The following is a 19,188-nucleotide window of genomic DNA, read 5'->3' as shown; positions in this document are numbered from 1 at the left end:
CTTCGGAGTACGGTCAGCGTACCGCATGCCCGAGCCCACCAACCTTTTCATCCCGCCATAGCGGATATTTACCGAGATGAGAGGATATTTCCGCATATGGAGCGCGTCGGCTGACAAAGCGCCGAAGCACTGGTGGCCCGGGGCTCCTGTTGCTAGCGTTCGTGCACCGCGGTGATCACTCCCGCGGATGAACACCGACCGGGCTCACCATGCCCTCAGCGCCCGGCCCAACTCCCCAATCGAAAGGGACTCTTTCATGGCCAAGTCATGGATCGTCGCTGTCCTGCTCTGCTTCTTCCTGGGCGCGCTCGGCGTCCACCGCTTCTACGTCGGCAAGATCGGCACCGGCATCCTCCAGCTCATCACCCTCGGCGGTCTGGGTGTCTGGGTGCTGATCGACTTCATCATGATCCTCATCGGGAAGTTCACCGACAAGCAGGGCCAGCCCCTGGCCAAGTAACGACGCACGAAGGGGTACGGCGGACGCCCGCCGTACCCCTTCGACAACCGAACGTCAGACCTGGACGCGGCGCTCCACGGCGTTGATGATCTCAGCGATCGCCTCGTCCACCGGGATGCCGTTCTTCTGCTCGCCGCTGCGGTAGCGGAAGGACACCGCGCCGTTGGCGAGGTCGTCGTCGCCCGCGAGCAGCATGTAGGGGACCTTCGACTTCTGCGCGTTGCGGATCTTCTTCTGCATGCGGTCGTCGGCCGCGTCGACCTCGACCCGGATCCCGCGCTCACGCAGCTTCTTGGCGACATCCTGCAGATAGGCCACATGGGCATCGGCGATCGGGATGCCGACCACCTGCACCGGAGCCAGCCAGGCGGGGAAAGCGCCCGCGTAGTGCTCGGTCAGCACGCCGAGGAAGCGCTCGACGGAGCCGAACAGCGCGCGGTGGATCATTACGGGGGTCTGCCGGCTGCCGTCGGCCGCCTGGTATTCGAGACCGAAGCGCTTGGGCTGGTTGAGGTCGAGCTGGATCGTGGACAACTGCCAGGTGCGGCCGATGGCGTCCTTGGCCTGAACGGAGATCTTCGGCCCGTAGAAGGCCGCGCCGCCCGGGTCGTCCACCAGCTCCAGCCCGGACTCGGTGGCGACCTGGCGCAGCGCCTGCGTCGCCTCCTCCCACTCGGCGGGGTCACCGATGAACTTGTCGGAGTCGTCGCGGGTGGACAGCTCCAGGTAGAAGTCGACCAGGCCGAAATCACGCAGCACGCTGAGCACGAACCTCAGCAGCGACTTGATCTCGTCGGCCATCTGCTCTCTGGTGGTGTAGATGTGCGCGTCGTCCTGCGTCATGCCGCGCACCCGGGTCAGCCCGTGGACCACGCCCGACTTCTCGTAGCGGTAGACCGAGCCGAACTCGCACAGCCGCAGCGGCAGCTCCCGGTAGGACCGCCCGCGCGCCCTGAAGATCAGGTTGTGCATCGGGCAGTTCATCGGCTTGACGCGGTATTCGATGCCCTCCAGCTCGAAGGCCGGGAACATGTCGTCGGCATACCAGGGCAGGTGGCCCGAGGTCTCGAACAGCGACGACTTGGTGATGTGCGGGGTGTTGACGAACTCGTAGCCCGCCTCGGCCTGCCGCCTGCGCATGTAGTCTTCCATCTCCTTGCGGATGATCCCGCCCTTGGGATGGAAGATCGGCAGGCCGCTGCCCAGCTCCGGCGGGAAACTGAACAGGTCGAGCTCCACGCCCAGCTTGCGATGGTCGCGCTTTTCGGCCTCTTCAAGGAGCTTGAGGTATGCGTCCTGCTTGTCCCGCGACTCCCACGCGGTGCCGTAGATGCGCTGCAGCTGCGGGTTCTTCTCGCTGCCGCGCCAGTAGGCGCCGCCGGAGCGCATCAGCTTGAACGCCGGGATGGACCTGGTGGTGGGCACGTGCGGGCCGCGGCACAGGTCCTTCCAGCACAGCTCGCCGGTCTTCGGGTCGAGGTTGTCGTAGATGGTCAGCTGCCCGGCGCCGACCTCGACGCCGGCGTGCTCGTCGGAGTCGGCGCCGCCCTTGAGCCCGATGAGCTCGAGTTTGTACGGCTCGGCGGCCAGCTCCTCGCGGGCCTCGTCGTCGGAGACGGCCCGGCGGGAGAACAGCTGGCCCTGCTTGACGATCTCGCGCATGCGCTTCTCGACGCGCTTGAGATCGTCGGGGTGGAAGGCCTGCTCGACGTCGAAGTCGTAATAGAAGCCGTTCTCGACGGGCGGCCCGATGCCGAGCCTGGCCCCGGGGAACAGCTCCTGCACCGCCTGTGCCATGACGTGGGCGGTGGAGTGGCGGACGATGGCCCGGCCCTCGTCGCTCGCGACCTCGATCGGCTCGACGACGTCGCCCTCGGCGACCTGGTGGGCCAGGTCGCGGGCCTCTCCGTTGACCCTGGCGGCGATGACGGTGCGGCCGTCGGCCTCCAGCGCGTCACCGGCCGTCGTGCCGGCCGCGACCACACGCTCGGCTCCGGCGAGGGTGATGCGTAGCTCGGCTGACACGGTGACTCCCTTGGATAGCACTGTCGTGGTGAACACCGATGCTATCGCGGGTGAAACCCCAGCCTTGTCAGGTCTTCCCGGCTTCCGTGGAAGACGTTGCGGTCGAGCGGACTGTTCGCATACTGATGAATCGTCCAGTCCCGCCAGGGGCTGGGCACCAGCGGCTCGCCGCGGGGTTTCTCCGGGCTGGCGATCCACAGCGGATAGTCGCCGAGGCCCGCGCAGTTGCCCGCGCGGGCGAACGACTGGAAGGTGTAGACGAACGGGCGCACGCCGCCGTGCCGCTCGACGTAGTGGCACCAGCGGCGGGCGTGGTGGGCGACCTGCTCGGGCCGGAGCCCGTCGTTGTTCTCCAGGTCGAGCGCGACCAGGTCGCCACGGCGCAGCCCGCCCGCCGCCGTGATCGCGCGCAGGAAGTGGCGCGCGTGCTCGGCCGCGTCGCCCTTCGGACGCGCGAAGTGGTAGGCGCCGCAGACGATCCAGCTCTCCCGCATGCCCTGCCAGTTGCGGGCGAAGTACTGGTCGGTGTAGTCGCCGCCCTCGGTGGCCTTGGCGAAGGCGAAGCTGACCCCCGCTCCCGCGTGGTCGGTCCAGTCGACGGAGCCCTGCCAGTTGGACACGTCTATGCCATGCAGCTCGCGCTTCACCTTGCGGGAGTTTATTCGGATGCCTCCCGGTCCCTGGGCCGACGCGCCGATCAGAGAAGCGTCTTGAGGAATGCCCTGGTACGTTCCCGCTTGGCGAACTCGGAGGCCACGAACTCCGTCACCCCGGCCTTGGCCAGCGCGTCGATCTGGGCGCCCACGCTGTCCTCGTCGCCGACGATCGCCACGTCGCCCGGTCCGGCCGCGCCTTCCCGGTCGAGCATGGCCCGGTAGGAGGGCAGTTGGCCGTAGATGGAGAAGACCTCGTTGGCGCGAGCCCTGGCGGCGTCGGCGTCGTCGGTCACGCAGATCGGCAGCGAGCAGACCACGCGCGGCGCGGGCCGCCCGGCCTCGCTCGCGGCGGCGGTGATGACGGGCGTGACGTGCTCGGCGACGGTCCTGGGGCCGGTCATCCAGAGCACGGTGCCGTCGGCGACGGTGCCGGCCAGCTTGAGCATGCGCGGGCCCAGGGCCGCGATCAGCACCCGCACCCCTGCTCCGGGCGTGGTGAGCCGGGCGTGACCCCTGAGGGTCTCGCCGTCGTAGTCGACCTGCTCGCCGCGGGTGGCCGGCATCAGGATGTTCAGGTACTCCTTCATGTGGCTGGCGGGCCGTTCGAAGCTGTAGCCGAACATGTTCTCGATGACGATCTGGTGCGACAGGCCGATGCCCAGCGACAGCCGCCCGCGGACCGCCGCGTTGACCGTCATGGCCTGCTGGGCGAGCGCGAGAGGGTGGCGCGGGTAGGTCGGCACCACGGCGGTGCCGAGCTCGATGCCGGGCACCTGGCTGCCCGCCACGGCCAGCGCGGTGAGGGCGTCGAGGCCGAAGATGTGCGACAGCCAGGCGGAGGCGAAGCCGTCGTCGGCCGCCTGGGCGAGGCTGTCGCGGAGCCCGCCCAGCGGGTCCGGGTCCTTGGATTCATTCAGGAGCAGCCCGATACGCATGGCAACAGAACTCCATTCTAGTGACTGACGCGAGTCTAGCCGACGGTCTCCCTACTGCCACTCGTAAAGTGGCCCCATGAGCCACGAACGCGCCGGACAACCCGCCCAGCCCGCCGACCTGGTCGACGTCGCCAAGCTGGTCACCGCCTACTACGCCCTCCACCCCGATCCCGATGAGGTGGCGCAACGGGTGGCGTTCGGCACCTCCGGGCATCGTGGCTCGTCGCTGAACACGGCGTTCAACGAGGATCACATCCTCGCCACCAGCCAGGCGATCTGCGAGTACCGCCACGCCCAGGGCACCGACGGGCCGTTGTTCCTCGGCATCGACTCCCACGCGCTGTCGGAGCCGGCGAGGGTGTCGGCGCTGGAGGTGTTCGCGGCCAACGAGGTGCGGGTGCTCATCGACAGCCGTGACGGCTACACGCCGACGCCCGCCGTCTCCCACGCGATCCTCACCCACAACCGGGGCCGGTCCACCGGGCTGGCGGACGGGGTGGTGATCACGCCGTCGCACAACCCGCCGGCCGACGGCGGCTTCAAGTACAACCCGCCGCACGGCGGTCCGGCCGACACCGACGCCACGACCTGGATCCAGGACCGGGCCAACCGCCTGCTGGCCGGCGGTATGAAGAACATCCTCCGCATCCCGTACACGAAGGCTCTGCGGGCGGACACGACCGGGCGTTACGACTTCGTCGGCGCGTACGTGGCCGACCTGCCCTCGGTCCTCGACCTCGACGCGATCAGGTCGGCGGGGGTACGGATCGGCGCGGACCCGCTCGGCGGGGCCAGCGTGGCCTACTGGGGGGAGATCGCCGAGCGGCACCGGCTCGACCTGACCGTGGTCAACCCGCTGGTGGACCCGACATGGCGGTTCATGACGCTCGACTGGGACGGGAAGATCCGGATGGACTGCTCGTCGCCGTACGCCATGGCCTCGCTGATCGCCAGTCGCGACACGTACCAGATCTCCACCGGGAACGACGCCGACGCCGACCGGCACGGCGTCGTCACGCCCGACGGCGGGCTGATGAACCCCAACCACTACCTGGCCGTGGCGATCTCCTACCTCTACGCGCACCGCGACGGCTGGCCCGCGAGTGCCGGGGTGGGCAAGACGATGGTCAGCAGCGGGGTCATCGACCGCGTGGCGGACTCGCTCGGGCGGCGGCTGTACGAGGTGCCCGTGGGCTTCAAGTGGTTCGTGCCGGGGCTGCTGGACGGCTCACTCGGGTTCGGCGGCGAGGAGAGCGCGGGGGCGTCGTTCCTGCGCCGCGACGGCTCGGTGTGGACGACGGACAAGGACGGCGTGATCATGGCGCTGCTGGCGTCGGAGATCCTCGCGGTCACGGGGCGCTCGCCGAGCGAGCACTACCGGGACCTCACCGCCCGCTACGGCGAGCCGGCGTACGCCCGGGTGGACGCGCCGGCGACACGGGAGGAGAAGGCGGTGCTGGGCAAGCTGTCGGCCGACCAGGTCACGGCGACGTCGCTGGCCGGCGAGCCGATCACCTCGGTGCTGACGGCGGCGCCGGGCAACGGGGCGCCGCTGGGCGGGGTGAAGGTGTCGACGGAGAGCGCCTGGTTCGCCGCCCGGCCGTCGGGGACCGAGGACGTCTACAAGATCTACGCCGAGTCGTTCAAGGGGCCTGACCACCTGGCTGAGGTCCAGGAGGCGGCCCGCTCCCTGGTCTCCGCCACCCTGGGCTGAGGCCAGATGGCGGCCGGGGTCAGGTCAGTTCGCGGCCGGACTGGGCGTCCACGCGGGTGCGGCCCAGGTCGGCGCGGCGGCCCGCTTCGACGCCGGCGCGGTAGCCGGTGCCGCTGGTGCGCGGCACGGTGAGCCGGATGCGCGGGTAGTGCGCCGCCACCACCCGCTCCACCTCCGCCCGCCGGTCCGCCAGGACGAGCGCGGTGCTCGCGGCGGGCGCCCGCTCCTCGGCCCGCGTCTCGGCCTCGCGCAGCAGCCGGTACACCTCGTCGGTGAACCCGAGCAGCCACGACCGCCGGTAGGCGCGCATCGCGGTGTCGGGCGGCCGTACCCTGGCCAGGCCCGTGGCCATCTGCAGCAGCAGCGAGGTGGCCAGCACGTCGGCCCGCTCCAGGTCGGCGGCGAAGCCGAAGACGTGCACCCGCTGCCCGCCGTCGCCGCGCCCGATGAGCAGGGGGCGGCAGCGCAGGGCCTGCGCGACCAGGCTGACCAGCCGCGCCTTCTCCCTGGCCCAGGGGTTGGGCAGGGTGACGATCCGGTCGCCCGGCGTCTGGCGGGCGTCGGCGGGGTCGAGGGAGTCGATGCCGTACTTGGCCATGAGCGAGGCCGCCGCCGCCATGAACGTGGCCCGCTCGTGCTCGTTGTCGGTGCGTTCGGCCTTGGCCAGGAGCTTCCTGACCCGTTCGAGCGTGCGCTCCCTCAACCCGCTCCCCCGAACGTGCTCTAGAACTTCGTGGTCAGCATCCGCCCGTCGTCGGCGATGGCCGGGAAGGCGCCGGTGTCCACGATGCCATGCTGCTGGTACAGAGCCTCGATGAGCGCGTGCGCCTCGGGCTCCAGCTTCCACAGGGCACGATACTGGCGGGCGGCGGGCAGTGAGAGGCCGATCTCCTGCGCGATGTCGACCGTACGCGGCACGATGCCCTTGGCGATCTGCCGGTCCCAGTAGTCGCGGGCGGAGCGCATCAGCGCGGCCCGCTGGGCGGTGTCGACGACCTGCGGCGTGGTGTCGAAGACCTGGATGTCCTCGTCGTCGTCCTGTACGAGCTCGACCAGCGCGGGCGGCAGGGCGGGGCGGGCGGGGACGGGGTGGTGGTCGGCCTCGGGCTCCCAGGGCACCCGCGGGTCGGCGTCGATGAGGGCGGAGGTGTTGTACAGGGCGGCGATCTGGGCGAGCAGCGCCTCCTGGCGACCCTGGTCGACGGCCAGCCCGGTGTGCTCGACGGCCTGGTCCATGGCCTTGTCGAGCTTGGCCAGCGCGGCGCGCATCTTGCGTTCGGAGCCGCCGCTCTCGCGCAGCGCCTTGGCCCGCTTGGCGGCCAGCGCGACGCGGGTGAGCCTGCGGTGCGCGTCGACCTCGCTCGCGGTGCGGTCGCTCACCTCGGCCAGGCCCACCCTGACCAGCAGCCGTTCGGGGGTGAGCCGCCAGTTGATGCGGCCCGTGCCCCTGATGCGGTGGCGCTCGATGGCCATGCCGCGCTCCCACAGCCAGGCGGCGACCAGCGGCGCGGCGAGCCGGAAGACGGCCTCGGGCAGGCTGCGCGCGTCCATGCTGGACAGTACGGCGGTCAGGCAGGTCAGTGCCCACACCGCGATGCCGTCGATCCCGGCGGAGAAGTTCTCGCGCATGTTGCGGCGGGCCCGCACGGCCGAAGTGATGATCGCGACCTCGATGAACGCGAACAGCAGCAGCCGCAGCGGCCCGTCGAGGCCGAGCACGTCACCGGAGAAGCGCCACATGCCCTGGGCGGAGACACCGGTCGCGATGGACGCGGCCACGACGGTCAGGACGTCCTCGATGGGACGGGGGGCGATATAGCGCGAGACCAGCCAGGACAGGGCCCGCCAGGTGACCCTGAGTATCAGGTAGGCGAGCACCAGCCCGGCCAGGCCCAGCAGCGCGATGACCGCGGTGGCGAACGGCTTTTCGGCGACGAAGGCAGCAATTTCCTCGAATGTGGGCATCAGTCACTATCCGTGAGGCTCAAACTCCGCTTATAGCGAGATCATCGCAGAACACGGCGTACCTGTACGCCAAACGGCCTCTGCTGCCCCGCTTTGCCCACGTTTACCACAAACATCCCCCATCGCAGGAGATCTCGCGTTCCTGAAGGTGGTGACGCACAATGGAGCGGGTTGGCGAAGGAGGCCGAGGAGGGCTTCGTGAGCAAGCGATCCCGCAGACGCCGTGTTCTCCCCAGTGGGGCTCCGAGCTGGCTGCCCGGCTTCGGGCCGGGCGAGCCGCACGGCCCGGACGACGACGACTTTCCCTTCGACGAACCGGGCGGAGGGCGGGGCGGGGTCCGCGAGCCGCGCCGGCCCAAACCGGCGCCGCCGTCCCTGGTGGCGGAGGCCCCGCTGCCCGAGCCGCCGTTGTGGGCGCACGACCGGTCGGTCCCACCGCCGGACGAGGTCACCAGGGTGCTGGCGCTCGACTGACCCTGGCCAGATCGCGTCCTGCCAGATGGGACCATCTATGTAGGGATTTATCCCAACATCGTGTGATGTATCCCCAGCAGGACGGATTTCGATGTCAGACACAGACGACTTCCCCCTCGTCCAGTTCATGCGCGAGGGCTTCGATCCCGTCGCCGAGCTCGCCCGCATCCGTACGGAGCAGCCGGTGTTCCCGATGCGGATCCCGGGTGACCAGACGGTGTATCTGGTCACCCGGTACGAGGACGTGCGAAGCGTGCTGGCCGACCACGAACGGTTCAGCAACGACTTCGGCAACGTGATCGGCCTGGGCACCAGCCAGGAGGACCCGGGCGGCCTGGGCTTCCGGGATCCGCCCGAGCACACCAGGCTGCGCAAGTACCTGACGCCGGAGTTCACCATGCGCCGCCTGCGCAGGCTGGTGCCGCGCATCGAGGCCATGGTCGAGGAGTACCTGGACCGGATGGCGGCCAAGGGCTCGTCCGCCGATCTGGTGGAGTCGTTCGCGCTGCCGATCCCCTCTCTGGTCGTGTGCGAGCTGCTGGGTGTGCCGTACGAGGAACGGTCCGATTTCCTGAAGATCAGCACGAACCGCTTCGACCTCACCGCCGGGCCCGAGGCGTCGCTTCAGGCGGTCAACGACGCGATGGCGTACCTGACGGACCTGGTCGCCCGCGAGCGGCAGAACCCCGGCGACGGCCTGCTCGGGCAACTGCTGCGCGACCACGGTGACGACCTCGACGACCGGACGCTGGCCAGCATGGCCGACGGCCTGCTCACCGGCGGCCACGACACCAGCACGAGCATGCTCGCGCTCGGCACGCTCTGGCTGCTGGAGAACCCCGAGCAGGCCGCCCGGGTACGCGAGGACGACGACTACATCGAGCAGGTGGTCGAGGAGCTGCTGCGGTACATGACCGTGGTGCAGGTGGCCTTCCCCCGCTTCGCCCGCGAGGACCTGGACCTGCTCGGCCACCCGGTCAAGAAGGGCGAGATGGTGCTCTGCTCGCTCACGGCGGCCAACCGCGACCCCCACCTCGGCGAGGGGATCGAGCAGGTCCGGCCGGAGCGGGCGACGGCGGGCTCGCACCTGGCCTTCGGCCACGGCATCCACCGCTGCATCGGGGCGCCCCTGGCCCAGATGGAGATGCGCATCGCCTTCCCCGCGCTGCTGCGCCGCTTCCCGGGGCTCCACGTGGCGGGTGAGGTGCCGTTCAGAAAGCTTGCCATCGTCTATGGCGTGGAGAAGCTACCCGTAGCGTGGTAGAGCGGTTACGTTCACAGGTGTGAACGAGCCTGTCATCGACCTGACCGCGATCAGCGCCGTCGTCTTCGACACCGACGGCGTGGTCACCGACACCGCTCGGGGGCACGCGGCCGCCTGGAAGCATGTCTTCGACGCGTTCCTGCGCGGACGCTCGGCGCCCTTCGACATCCGTGACGACTACCTGCGGCACGTCGACGGCCGTCCGCGGCTCGACGGCGTCCGTACGTTCCTGGCCTCCCGCGGCATCACGCTGCCGGAGGGCGCCCCCGACGACGAGGCGGGGGCGCCCACCGTGCACGGGCTCGGCCTGGCCAAGGACCGGCTGTTCATGGCGCAGGTGGACAAGTACGGGGTGGCCGCCTTCCCCTCGACCGTGGCGCTGCTGCACGAGCTGCGCCGCAGGGGGGCGCGCACCGCGGCCGTCTCCGCCAGCCTGCACGGCCGCAAGCTGGTCGGCTCGGCGGGCGTGCTGCACCTGTTCGACCTGCTGGTCGACGGCAACGACGCGGCCCTGATGAACCTGCCGGGCAAGCCGGACCCCGCGCTGTTCCTGGAGGCGGTCCGCCGCCTGGACCTGCCCGCGGCCAAGGCGGGCCTGATCGAGGCGGCGCTGCCGGGGATCGAGGCGGGCCGCAAGGGCGGCTTCGGGCTCGTCATCGCGGTCGACCGGCACGGCGAGACCGCCGAGCTGAGCGCCCAGGGCGCCGACGTGGTGGTGAAGGACCTCGTGGAGCTGGCCGTGCGGGGCAGGGTCCTACCCTTGACCTCGTGACGGTGCTCATCGATCCCCCCGCCTGGCCGGGGCCGCGCGGCCTCATGTGGTCGCATCTGGTCAGCGACAGCTCCCTGGAAGAACTGCACGCCTTCGCGGTACGGCTCGGCGTGCCCGAGCGGGCGTTCGACCGCGACCACTACGACGTGCCGGAGACCGTGCACGCCAGGGCCGTGGAGCTGGGCGCGGAGGCGGTCAGCTCGCGTGAGCTACTGCGCCGCCTCATCGCCGGCGGGCTGCGCCGCCGCAAGCGCCGCTAGCTCTTGGCTCATGTTGGCCCGCGCGCGCTCCTCCCACAGCTGGTGCGCTTCGTCGGTCCGATAGAGCCTGGGTACGGCCAGGAGCCTGCGCAGCACCCCGGCCCGGCCCTGGCGGAACAGCTCGTCGGGCACGTGCGCGTACTCCTGGCGGATCTGGCCCGTGTAGCTCTCGTAGCCGGGACCGCCCAGGACCGCCAGGTCGGCGTCGCACAGGACGGCGCCGTCTCGGTCGTCCTCGGCCAGCGTGTCGTGCGCGGCTGTGAGCCGTACCAGCCTGGCCACCTCGGCGACCCTTTCGGCGGGCACGCCGCAGCGGGGCAGCCGCGCCTGGGCCAGCTGGGCGCTGCGCTCCTCGTCCCAGCCCGGCCGCCCGTCGTAGACGGCGTCGTGGAACCAGGCGGCCAGCCGCACCGCGACGGGGTCGTCGGCGGCGTCCGCCAGCCGGTCGATCGCGCCGAGCACGGCGGCGAGGTGGTCGAGCGTGTGATAGCGGCGGTGCGGCTCGGCCCACCGGGCGACCAGCTCGGCACCGGTGGCCCTGGCCGCCGGCGAGTCCGCCACCAGGGTGAGCCAGTCGTCGCGCATGAGACCCACGGTAGATCACCCCACCCACCGACTCACCAGCACGGGCGGCACGCGCAGCGCGGGCGGCGAGGCACCAGCGGCGCGGGAGACCCAGGCAGTGGGCGAACCCCTGGACGGTGCGACCAACAGGCGCGACACACCCCGCAGTGCAGCGCACGTCCCAAGCGCGTGGACGGGCGAAGCGGACACGGGCAGTGGACACGGGGCGCGGTGAGCGGGCGCGGCGGGCGCGAGCGTGTCCGGACGGCGGGCGTATCCGGACGGCGGGCGTATCCGGACGACGGGCGTGAAGTCGGCGGGCGTGAGTGAGGGCTGTGTACCGAGATCTACCGCCTTGATAGCGTTCTGGGCATGGGGCCGAGCGCGAGGGATCCCCGGCGCATGCCGCGCTGGCGGGAGTTGCGTGCCGTGCTGCCGCCCAGGCCGCGGCCGTTCCCGTCGATGGAGCGGCGGCTCGCCGCGGCGGCTGATCTGGCGGACGTGCGGCGGCTGGCGTGGCGGCGGGCTCCGCGGGTGGTGTTCGACTACGTCGACGGTGCGGCCGAGGCGGAGCGGTCGCTGGACAGGTCGGTGGCGGCGTTCGCGCGGGCCGAGCTGCGGCCGCGGGTGCTGCGGGACGTGTCCGAGGCGCCCACGGCGGTGGAGGTGCTCGGCAAACGGATCGCGATGCCGGTCGTGCTCGCGCCCACCGGGTTCACCCGGATGATGCACCGCGACGGCGAGCGGGCCGTGGCCAGGGCGGCGGCCCGGGCGGCCGTGCCGTACACGCTGTCCACGATGGGGACCACGACGCCCGAGGACGTGGTGGCGGCGGCGCCGGACGGCTGGAACTGGTTCCAGCTCTATGTCGTGCGCGATCGCGGGCGCAGCCGCGAGACGCTCGACCGGGCCCGCGAGGCGGGCATGGAGGTGCTGGTCGTCACCGTGGACGTGCCGGTGGCGGGGGCGCGGCTGCGTGACGTGCGGCACGGCATGACGATGCCGCCCGCCCTGCGTTGGCGCGGCGTCCTGCAGGCGCTGGGCCGTCCGGCCTGGTGGTTCGACTTCCTCACCAGCGAGCCGCTCCGCTTCGCCACCGTAGACGGCGCGCCGGACGACCTGGCGGGGATCACGAACCTGATGTTCGATCCGACGGTGACGCTGCGCGACCTGGAGTGGATCCGGTCGGTCTGGCCGGGCCCGCTGCTGGTCAAGGGGGTGCAGCGGGTGGACGACGCCAAGGACCTGGCGGCGGTGGGGGTGGACGGGCTGGTCGTCTCCAACCACGGCGGGCGCCAGCTGGACCGCGCTCCGACCCCGCTGGAACTGCTGCCCGAGGTGGTGGCCGCGGTCGGCGACCGCACGGAGGTGTTCCTGGACGGCGGGGTGCGCAGCGGCGCGGACATCGCGATCGCGGTGGCGCTGGGCGCGCGGGCCTGTTTCGTCGGCCGGGCCTACCTGTACGGGCTGATGGCGGGCGGTGAGGCGGGCGTGGACCGGGTGCTGGCCCTGCTCCGCGCCGAGCTGGTCCGCACGCTGCAACTGCTGGGTGTGGGCGGGGTGGGGGGCTCGACCCCGACTGCGTACGCCTGCGGTAGAACGACTTTATTTAATACTTAGGCAATAGTCGTGACGGATTGCCGGAAGGCGGCCTCCCGGAAGAACGCCTCGATGACGAGTGTGGCGGCGCCCAGCGCCACGGCGTCCGCGCCGAGGCGGCCGAGCACGATCGAGTCGCCGCTGAACGGCTGGGCCAGCGTGTTGGCGGCGGTCGCGGCGCGGATCTCCTCGAGCAGCCGCCCGCCGAGCATCAGGCCCGCCCAGCCGCCGATCACGATGCGTTCCGGGTTGAACAGGTGGACCAGGCTCGACAGGCCGGCCCCGAGCATCTCGACGGTCTCGCTGACCACCGGCGACCCCGACTCCAGCACCCCGGCCAGCGCCGACTCCTCGTCGGCCGAGTCGGCGACGACGCCCGCCCGCTCCAGGATGGCCTCGGCCCCCACGTACGCCTCCAGGCAGCCGCGCGCGCCGCAGCGGCAGGGCCGGCCGCCCGCGACGACCTTGAGGTGGCCGACCTCGCCGGCGGCCTTGCCCGCGCCCCGGTAGATGCTCCCGTCCGCGACGATCATGCCGCCCACGCCGGAGCCCATCAGCATCATGATCGCGTCACGGGTGCCGCGTCCCGAGCCGAACCAGAGCTCGGCCTGGCCCATCGTCTTGGCGCCGTTGTCCACATACAGCGGCAGCGAGGTGCCCGCCCGCAGCAGCGCGCCGAGCGGCACGGCCTCCCAGCCGAACGTCTTGGCGCGCACCAGCGCGTCGGGGCCCGGCTCGACGATGCCCGGCACCCCGACGCCGACGCCCAGCACCTGGCCGGCGGGGATCCCGCCCTCGGCGATCACCGCGTCGACGCCGGTGAGGATGTGGCGGGCGACCAGCTCGGGGTCGTGCCTGGCCGAGCGCACCGCGTAGTGCGCCCTGGCGCGTTCCTTCATCTCCAGGTCGAACAGCTCGACCCGGACCTGCGTCTCCCCCACGTCCACGCCGATCGCGTAGCCGTAGACGGGGTTGACGCGGAGCAGCACGCGGGGGCGGCCACCGTCGGAGTCGACCTGACCCGCCTCGACCACGACGTTGTCGGCGAGCAGGTCGCCCGTCATGGTGCTGACCGTCGCCGCGCTCAGCCCGGTCACCCCGCACAGGTCGTTGCGGCTGGCCGGGCCGCCGAAGTACAGCGCCCGCAGCAGCATCGCGCGGTTTCCCCTGCGGAGGTCCCGCACCGTCCTGCGCTGTGGCGTGCCCATCGTCCCGTCCTCTCCCGAGTGCCCCGTCATGTTAGTTCAAAGCGCGAAGCCTGGTGTTACCGAAGTGTTTCTTCGGTGCTCCTGACTTTATTCAAGACTTAGATTATGGTCTGCCCATCCCCCCGATGAGGAGTAGACAATGAGCCGAGCAGTCGTCCGAGGAGCCGCGGTGGCGGTACTCGTGGCCGGGCTCGCCGCCTGTGGCGGCGGCCAGGGGTCGGGCAATGAGAAGACACTCACCTTCTGGATGTACCAGGACCGCACACCGCAGGCCGGTCAGGTCATCGAGAAGGTCCGCAAGGACTTCGAGAAGGCCAATCCCGGCGTCACGGTCAAACTCGTCAAGATCCCCAAGGACGACTACAACACCAAGCTGGGCGGCGCCGTGGCCGGCAAGAGCGCGCCCGACGCCGGGATACTCGACCAGCCCCTGGTCTCCAAGTACGCGCTGGACGGCACGATCAAGGAGGTGCCCGCCGGGCTGATCGACGAGAGCGCCTTCTACAAGGGCGCGCTCGACACCAACCGGGCCGGCGGCAAGCTCTACGGCCTGCCCGCCGACCAGACCTGCGTGGCGCTGTTCTACAACAAGAAGCTGGTCCCGACGCCGCCCAAGACCTGGGACGAGATGAAGGCGACGGCCGCCCGGGTGCACCAGGCCGACGCGAACGTCGCCGGGATGAACGTGCCCAAGGGCGACGGCTACGGCGCCTGGATGTTCCCCGGCGTCGTGCACGGCGCGGGCGGCCAGATGGTCGACGACGCGGGCAAGAAGGTGCTGTTCGACCAGCCGCCGGCGGTCGAGGCGCTGCAGCTCTGGGTGGATCTGCTGAAGTCGTCGCCGCGCAAGATCACCGACTCGGACAAACCCTTCGAGAACGGCCTGGCCGCCATGACGATCTCCGGGCCGTGGGACGTGCCGACGATTCACGAGCAGTTCCCCGACCTGGACTTCGGCGTTGCGCCCCTGCCGTACAAGAGCGAGCCGGCGGGCAACATCGGCGGCGAGGACTCCGTGGTCTTCTCCACCAGCAAGAACGCCGACCTGGCCTGGAAGTGGCTGGCGTTCCTGACCGACGCCCAGAACAACGGCGTCATCGCCGACGCGTTCGGCGGCTTCCCGGTCAACCTCAAGGCGCAGGTCGTCGCCGCCGGGCCCGAGCAGGCGGCGTTTCTGGAGCAGCTCAAGGTGGCGCACGCCAGACCGGCCGTGCCGCAGTGGATCCAGGTCAACGACGAGATCATCGCCCCGGCCCTGGAGTCGGCGCTGACCGGCAAGGCCACCGCCCAGCAGGCGCTGACGGACGCGGCGGGCAAGACCCGGTCCCTCCTGGGCTGGACCGGCTGAGGTGACGGCACCCGTACTGGAGGGCCGGAAGGAGGTGGCGGCCCATCCCAGGAGGCGTCCGCGCGGCCGCTCCAACGACCGTCTGGTGGGGTGGCTCCTGGTCACCCCCGCGGTCGGCTACTTCGTGGTCTTCCTGCTGTATCCGGCCCTGTCGGCGCTGTACTACAGCTTCACGGACTGGAACCTGCGCTCGGCGGCCTCCTGGGTGGGGCTCGCCAACTACGCGGACCTGATGTTCGACGACGTCAAGTACCCGCACTTCTGGAAGTCCGTGCAGGTCACCCTGCAGTACACGCTGATCGCCGTGCCGCTGACGATGGTGGCGGCACTGGTGCAGGCGCTGCTGGTGAACGCGATCCGGCGCGGGGCGAACCTGTTCCGGCTGCTGCTGTTCCTGCCGGTGGTGACGGCCGAGGCCGCGGTGGGCGCGATCTGGCGCTGGCTGTACGACCCGCAGTACGGCCTGATCAACTCGGTGCTCGGCCTGGTCGGCATCCCCGGCCAGAACTGGCTGAACACCCCCGAGCTGGTCATCCCCGCCCTGGCCTTCATCTCCGCCTGGCAGTGCGGCATTTCGATGATCATCTATCTGGCGGGACTGAAGGGCATTCCGGGGACCATCCGCGAGGCGGCGATCATCGACGGGGCGGGGCCGTGGCAGCGGTTCTGGCGGGTGATCGTGCCCATGCTCCGCCCGACCACGTTCTACCTGCTGGTGACGGGCGTGATCGCGGCGCTGCAGGTGTTCGGGCTGGTGTACGTGATCTTCTCCGGGTCGGGGCGGAGCGTCACCGGCGGGCCCGAGCAGTCAGGGCTCAGCTACGTGCTCCATCTGTACCTCTTCGCCTTCCGGTACGACGCCATGGGCGCCGCCTGCGCGATGTCGTTCATCCTGCTCGCCTTCATCATGATCATCACCGCTCTGCAGTTCAGGTTCGTCAAGCAGGAGGCGTCATGACCAGGGCCCGCAAGGCGTCGATCTATGTCGCCCTCGTGCTGCTGGCGGCCGTGTCGGTGGTGCCGTTCCTGTGGATGCTGGCCACCTCCTTCAAGCACGGTCACGACATCTACACCAAGGTGCCGAACCTGCTGCCCGTGGACCGCAAGACCGGCGAGTGGGCGGCGACGCTGGAGAACTACGACTACGTCCTGAACGTCGGCGGCCTCGGCCGGGCCTTCGTCAACAGCGTGTGGGTCTGCCTGGTCCTGGTGCCCGCCAAGCTGCTCATCGACGCGCTGGCCGCCTACTCCTTCGCCAGGATCCCGTTCCCGGGCCGCGACAAGCTGTTCGTGGTGCTGCTCGGCGGCATGATGGTGCCGACGATCACGCTGCTGGTGCCACGGCTCCACGTCACCCAGGCGCTCGGCATGTTCGACTCCGGGTGGGGGCTCATCGTGCCCAACATCGCCTCGGTGCTCGACATCTTCCTGCTGCGGCAGTTCTTCCTGTCGCTCCCGTCCGAGCTGGAGGAGGCGGCGCTGATCGACGGCGCGAGCCGGATGCAGATCTTCTGGCGGATCGTGCTGCCGCTGTCGAAGCCGGTGCTGGCCGTCGTGACGATCACCAGCTTCCTGTTCCACTGGAACGACCTGGTCTGGCCGCTCGTCGTGCTCAACGACCCGGACCTCTACACGCTGCCGCTGGCGTTGCAGCAGCTCGTGGCCAGCCCCGACGGCGGCCGGGCGTACTACATCATGGCGGGCGCCACGCTCGCCGTCATCCCGGTGATCGGGGTGCTGCTGGTCTTCCAGCGCCGCATTCTGCAGGGCATCGCCTTCACCGGGCTCAAGGCATGAGGAGTGTGAACGTGTCCATCGAGTTCCGTGACGGGGTCGCCGTGGTCGACGGCGAGCCGCGGGTGCTCCTCACCGCCGACTACCCCTACTACCGCGACGACCCCGCCGTCTGGGCGGACCGGCTGCGGGCCGTACGCGACGAACTGGGCATCGAGGTGATCACCTGTTACCTGCCCTGGCGCCACCACCAGCCCGAGCCGGGCACGGCGCCCGACTTCACCGGCGCGACCCATCCGTCCAGGGACGTCATCGGCTTCCTGGCGCTCTGCCGGGACCTCGGGCTGAAGGTGGTGGCCAAGCCGGGCCCGTTCATCCACGCCGAGGTCACCTACGGCGGGCTGCCCGACTGGGTCTGCCCCGACGCGGACCCGGCGATCGAGGCGCTGCTCGACGCGTCGGGCGCCCCCTCCCGCTGGTCGGACTCCCCCGCGCACCGCCCCGGGCGCCCGCTGCCCGCGCCGCTGGGCGCCGCCTTCCTGGCCAGGGCCGGCGAGTGGCTGTCGGCGGTCGGCAAGGAGGTGATCTTGGACGGCGGCCCGATCGTCGCGCTGCAGATCGCGAACGAAGGCATCTACACCAACGGCGCGCTGCCGCTGACCGCCTACGACTACAGCCCGTCCGGGCTGGCCTTCTTCCGTGACCGGCTGCGTGCCTGGTACGGCACGCTCGATGCCTACAACCGCGCCCATCAGACGTCGTTCGGCGGGTGGACGGAGATCGAGCCACCGCGCCGGGAAGGGTCCGGTGCGCGGGCGAAGGCCGACTGGGGCCGCTGCCACGCCGAATACCTGGCGGCGGTCTACCAGGTCTCGGTGCGGGCCGTCGGCTCGGAGCTGCCCGTGGTGGTCAACCTCAACCCGCCGACCGTGGCGGAGCTGGACGACTGGCTGGCCCGCGTCCGCCCCGAGCTGTGGGGCGGCATCTCCTACGGCTTCACCAACTGGATGGGCGTCGTCTCGGCCGACCCCGACGCGCAGGCCCGTTACGTGATCGCGGCCAAGCGCGCCCCCGGCCCCAACATGGAGGAGAACTGGGGCTTCTCCCAGCTCTACGACCCCGCCTACGTCGACGCGGCGACCAGCTTCCACCAGAGTCTGCTCGCCCTGGCCGCCGGGGCCACCGGCGTCAACCTCTACACCGGTGTGTCCACCTCCGGCTGGCTGCCCGACCTGGACTCCGCCCACACCGGCAGCTATCCCGACTGCGCGCCGATCGCGGCGGACGGCTCGCCCTCGGAGAAGGCGCCCGTGGTCCACGCGCTGGCGGGCTTCTTCGCCCGCCACGGGGCCGAGTTCCTGGAGTGCGTCCCGGTGACGTCGGAGGCTTTCGGGCTGTACCTGCCCTATGCCGGGATCGCCGCCCTGTCGGGCGCCGACGGCCCGCAGTGCGGCCGGACGCTGCGCGCCTTCCACGACCGGATGCGGGCGCGGTGCCGCGACTACGCGCTGCTCGACCTGGAGACGGTCACGCCGGACCGGCTGGCCGCCTTCGCGACGGTGACCGTGCCCGGCGGGCCCTTCATGCACCGTCACGTGCAGCGACTGCTGGCCGGCCACCTCGCCCGCGGCGGCCGGGTGCTGGTGGACGGCCCGGTGCCCACCCTCGACGAGAACATGGAGCCCTGCTCGCTCTTCCGCCCCTCCGAGCCGCTGCCCGCCACACCCGGCCCACTGTCCATCCTGAACGGCCGGGCGGACGCGTTCCTGCGCAGCCACCCGGACCGGGACGTCCACTACCTCACCGTGCTCGTCCAGGATGACAACGACGGCCCGGTCGGCGTACGGACCCCGCTCGGGGACGTCGAGGTCGTGGCCGCGCGGGGCGGGGCTGCGGTGCTCCGCCTGGCCGACGGCGAGCTCGGCGACCTGCTGGTGAAGGGCGTTAACGGGTGGCTGGAATCGGCGGTGGTGGCGCGCGCCACGTTCGCGGGCCGCACGGTCGCCGCGCCGCATCCCGCGGACCTGGTACGGATCGCGGGCCACCTCTTGGGTTGACCGTTTCCCGGTTTACGGTCTTGTTACGGTCAATGATTTCCTCGCCGTAACCCTTGGCAGTCAACCCAGCAGACACCTATGGTTCAGTGCAATGCCACACATTACTGACGAATCCATGGTGGCTGGGCGTCGAGGGATCTTCAGAAAGAAGGC

18 protein-coding genes are annotated in these 19,188 nt (G+C 70.7%); 11 read left to right on the top strand and 7 right to left on the bottom strand.

Annotation, left to right across the window (positions count from 1 at the left end):
* The first annotated feature begins 256 nt into the window (after positions 1-256).
* The gene (locus AB0B91_RS28520; RefSeq protein ID WP_138664761.1) at positions 257-460 is read left to right on the top strand and encodes a TM2 domain-containing protein; all 204 of its coding nucleotides are present in this window, start codon (positions 257-259) and stop codon (positions 458-460) included.
* Positions 461-514: 54 nt separating this feature from the next.
* Here AB0B91_RS28520 and thrS read toward each other — a convergent pair whose 3' ends face one another.
* The 3 genes from thrS to AB0B91_RS28505 are packed head-to-tail and all read right to left on the bottom strand — an operon-like array spanning position 515 to position 4,076.
* Complete coding sequence (gene thrS / locus AB0B91_RS28515; RefSeq protein WP_358326037.1) at positions 515-2,506, bottom strand: threonine--tRNA ligase; 1,992 nt, start codon at positions 2,504-2,506, stop codon at positions 515-517.
* A gap of 20 nt (positions 2,507-2,526) precedes the next feature.
* Positions 2,527-3,132, bottom strand: coding sequence for a glycoside hydrolase family 25 protein (locus AB0B91_RS28510; protein WP_358325776.1), 606 nt, complete (start codon positions 3,130-3,132; stop codon positions 2,527-2,529).
* Between the two features lie 50 nt (positions 3,133-3,182).
* Positions 3,183-4,076, bottom strand: a complete 894-nt coding sequence (locus AB0B91_RS28505) for an LLM class F420-dependent oxidoreductase (RefSeq protein WP_358325774.1) — start codon at positions 4,074-4,076, stop codon at positions 3,183-3,185.
* Between the two features lie 76 nt (positions 4,077-4,152).
* On the opposite strand from AB0B91_RS28505, the gene pgm reads away from it, so the two are divergent.
* Positions 4,153-5,790, top strand: a complete 1,638-nt coding sequence (gene pgm, locus AB0B91_RS28500; RefSeq protein WP_358325772.1) for a phosphoglucomutase (alpha-D-glucose-1,6-bisphosphate-dependent) — start codon at positions 4,153-4,155, stop codon at positions 5,788-5,790.
* Between the two features lie 19 nt (positions 5,791-5,809).
* On the opposite strand, the gene AB0B91_RS28495 is transcribed toward pgm, so the two are convergent.
* Both AB0B91_RS28495 and AB0B91_RS28490 read right to left on the bottom strand, forming a co-directional pair.
* Positions 5,810-6,493: a DUF2786 domain-containing protein gene (locus AB0B91_RS28495; RefSeq protein WP_358325770.1), complete on the bottom strand. Its 684-nt coding sequence runs from the start codon at positions 6,491-6,493 to the stop codon at positions 5,810-5,812.
* Between the two features lie 20 nt (positions 6,494-6,513).
* Positions 6,514-7,755: a hypothetical protein gene (locus AB0B91_RS28490; protein WP_358325767.1), complete on the bottom strand. Its 1,242-nt coding sequence runs from the start codon at positions 7,753-7,755 to the stop codon at positions 6,514-6,516.
* Positions 7,756-7,953: 198 nt separating this feature from the next.
* On the opposite strand from AB0B91_RS28490, the gene AB0B91_RS28485 reads away from it, so the two are divergent.
* The 4 genes from AB0B91_RS28485 to AB0B91_RS28470 all read left to right on the top strand — a co-directional run bounded on the left by AB0B91_RS28485 (position 7,954) and on the right by AB0B91_RS28470 (position 10,525).
* Entirely contained in the window at positions 7,954-8,229 is a 276-nt protein-coding gene (locus AB0B91_RS28485; protein ID WP_358325764.1) for a hypothetical protein, read from the top strand.
* A 91-nt stretch (positions 8,230-8,320) separates the two neighbouring features.
* Positions 8,321-9,493 (top strand): cytochrome P450, encoded by a 1,173-nt coding sequence (locus AB0B91_RS28480; RefSeq protein WP_358325761.1) that lies wholly within the window; start codon positions 8,321-8,323, stop codon positions 9,491-9,493.
* Between the two features lie 19 nt (positions 9,494-9,512).
* Positions 9,513-10,265, top strand: a complete 753-nt coding sequence (locus tag AB0B91_RS28475) for an HAD family hydrolase (RefSeq protein WP_358325759.1) — start codon at positions 9,513-9,515, stop codon at positions 10,263-10,265.
* Positions 10,262-10,525 (top strand): DUF4031 domain-containing protein, encoded by a 264-nt coding sequence (locus tag AB0B91_RS28470; RefSeq protein WP_358325756.1) that lies wholly within the window; start codon positions 10,262-10,264, stop codon positions 10,523-10,525. Before AB0B91_RS28475 ends, AB0B91_RS28470 begins: the two co-directional genes overlap by 4 nt.
* Here the strand turns inward: AB0B91_RS28470 and AB0B91_RS28465 are convergent.
* Positions 10,475-11,110 carry a metal-dependent phosphohydrolase gene (locus AB0B91_RS28465; protein WP_358325753.1) on the bottom strand — a complete coding sequence of 212 codons (636 nt, stop codon included), beginning with the start codon at positions 11,108-11,110 and terminating at the stop codon, positions 10,475-10,477. The two genes, AB0B91_RS28470 and AB0B91_RS28465, sit on opposite strands and share 51 nt — an antisense overlap.
* A gap of 351 nt (positions 11,111-11,461) precedes the next feature.
* On the opposite strand from AB0B91_RS28465, the gene AB0B91_RS28460 reads away from it, so the two are divergent.
* Positions 11,462-12,709 carry an alpha-hydroxy acid oxidase gene (locus AB0B91_RS28460; RefSeq protein ID WP_358325750.1) on the top strand — a complete coding sequence of 416 codons (1,248 nt, stop codon included), beginning with the start codon at positions 11,462-11,464 and terminating at the stop codon, positions 12,707-12,709.
* On the opposite strand, the gene AB0B91_RS28455 is transcribed toward AB0B91_RS28460, so the two are convergent.
* Positions 12,706-13,896, bottom strand: a complete 1,191-nt coding sequence (locus AB0B91_RS28455; RefSeq protein ID WP_358325747.1) for an ROK family protein — start codon at positions 13,894-13,896, stop codon at positions 12,706-12,708. The genes AB0B91_RS28460 and AB0B91_RS28455 overlap by 4 nt on opposite strands.
* 139 nt (positions 13,897-14,035) lie before the next feature.
* On the opposite strand from AB0B91_RS28455, the gene AB0B91_RS28450 reads away from it, so the two are divergent.
* Genes AB0B91_RS28450 through AB0B91_RS28435 form a run of 4 tightly spaced genes read left to right on the top strand, consistent with a single transcriptional unit; the run spans position 14,036 to position 19,035 of the window.
* Positions 14,036-15,244 (top strand): ABC transporter substrate-binding protein, encoded by a 1,209-nt coding sequence (locus AB0B91_RS28450; protein ID WP_358325744.1) that lies wholly within the window; start codon positions 14,036-14,038, stop codon positions 15,242-15,244.
* 1 nt (position 15,245) lies between these two features.
* Positions 15,246-16,202, top strand: coding sequence for a sugar ABC transporter permease (locus AB0B91_RS28445; RefSeq protein ID WP_358325741.1), 957 nt, complete (start codon positions 15,246-15,248; stop codon positions 16,200-16,202).
* On the top strand, positions 16,199-17,041 hold the full coding sequence (locus AB0B91_RS28440; RefSeq protein ID WP_358325739.1) for a carbohydrate ABC transporter permease: 843 nt from the start codon (positions 16,199-16,201) through the stop codon (positions 17,039-17,041). The genes AB0B91_RS28445 and AB0B91_RS28440 overlap by 4 nt, the downstream gene beginning before the upstream one ends.
* An 11-nt stretch (positions 17,042-17,052) precedes the next feature.
* Positions 17,053-19,035 carry a beta-galactosidase gene (locus tag AB0B91_RS28435; protein WP_358325736.1) on the top strand — a complete coding sequence of 661 codons (1,983 nt, stop codon included), beginning with the start codon at positions 17,053-17,055 and terminating at the stop codon, positions 19,033-19,035.
* The last annotated feature ends 153 nt before the right edge of the window (positions 19,036-19,188 follow it).

Source organism: Nonomuraea sp. NPDC049141, from assembly GCF_040648415.1.
Taxonomy (GTDB): domain Bacteria; phylum Actinomycetota; class Actinomycetes; order Streptosporangiales; family Streptosporangiaceae; genus Nonomuraea.
Note: the sequence above shows the minus strand (reverse complement) of the source record. Positions and strands in the feature narration are given on the sequence as shown.

Coding starts and splice junctions, on each gene's coding strand:
- AB0B91_RS28450 (WP_358325744.1), top strand. CDS start 14,036: ATGAGCCGAGCAGTCGTCCGAGGAGCCGCGGTGGCGGTACTCGTGGCC.
- pgm (WP_358325772.1), top strand. CDS start 4,153: ATGAGCCACGAACGCGCCGGACAACCCGCCCAGCCCGCCGACCTGGTC.
- AB0B91_RS28480 (WP_358325761.1), top strand. CDS start 8,321: ATGTCAGACACAGACGACTTCCCCCTCGTCCAGTTCATGCGCGAGGGC.
- AB0B91_RS28460 (WP_358325750.1), top strand. CDS start 11,462: ATGGGGCCGAGCGCGAGGGATCCCCGGCGCATGCCGCGCTGGCGGGAG.
- AB0B91_RS28440 (WP_358325739.1), top strand. CDS start 16,199: ATGACCAGGGCCCGCAAGGCGTCGATCTATGTCGCCCTCGTGCTGCTG.
- AB0B91_RS28520 (WP_138664761.1), top strand. CDS start 257: ATGGCCAAGTCATGGATCGTCGCTGTCCTGCTCTGCTTCTTCCTGGGC.
- AB0B91_RS28455 (WP_358325747.1), bottom strand. CDS start 13,896: ATGGGCACGCCACAGCGCAGGACGGTGCGGGACCTCCGCAGGGGAAAC.
- AB0B91_RS28505 (WP_358325774.1), bottom strand. CDS start 4,076: ATGCGTATCGGGCTGCTCCTGAATGAATCCAAGGACCCGGACCCGCTG.
- AB0B91_RS28490 (WP_358325767.1), bottom strand. CDS start 7,755: ATGCCCACATTCGAGGAAATTGCTGCCTTCGTCGCCGAAAAGCCGTTC.
- AB0B91_RS28465 (WP_358325753.1), bottom strand. CDS start 11,110: ATGCGCGACGACTGGCTCACCCTGGTGGCGGACTCGCCGGCGGCCAGG.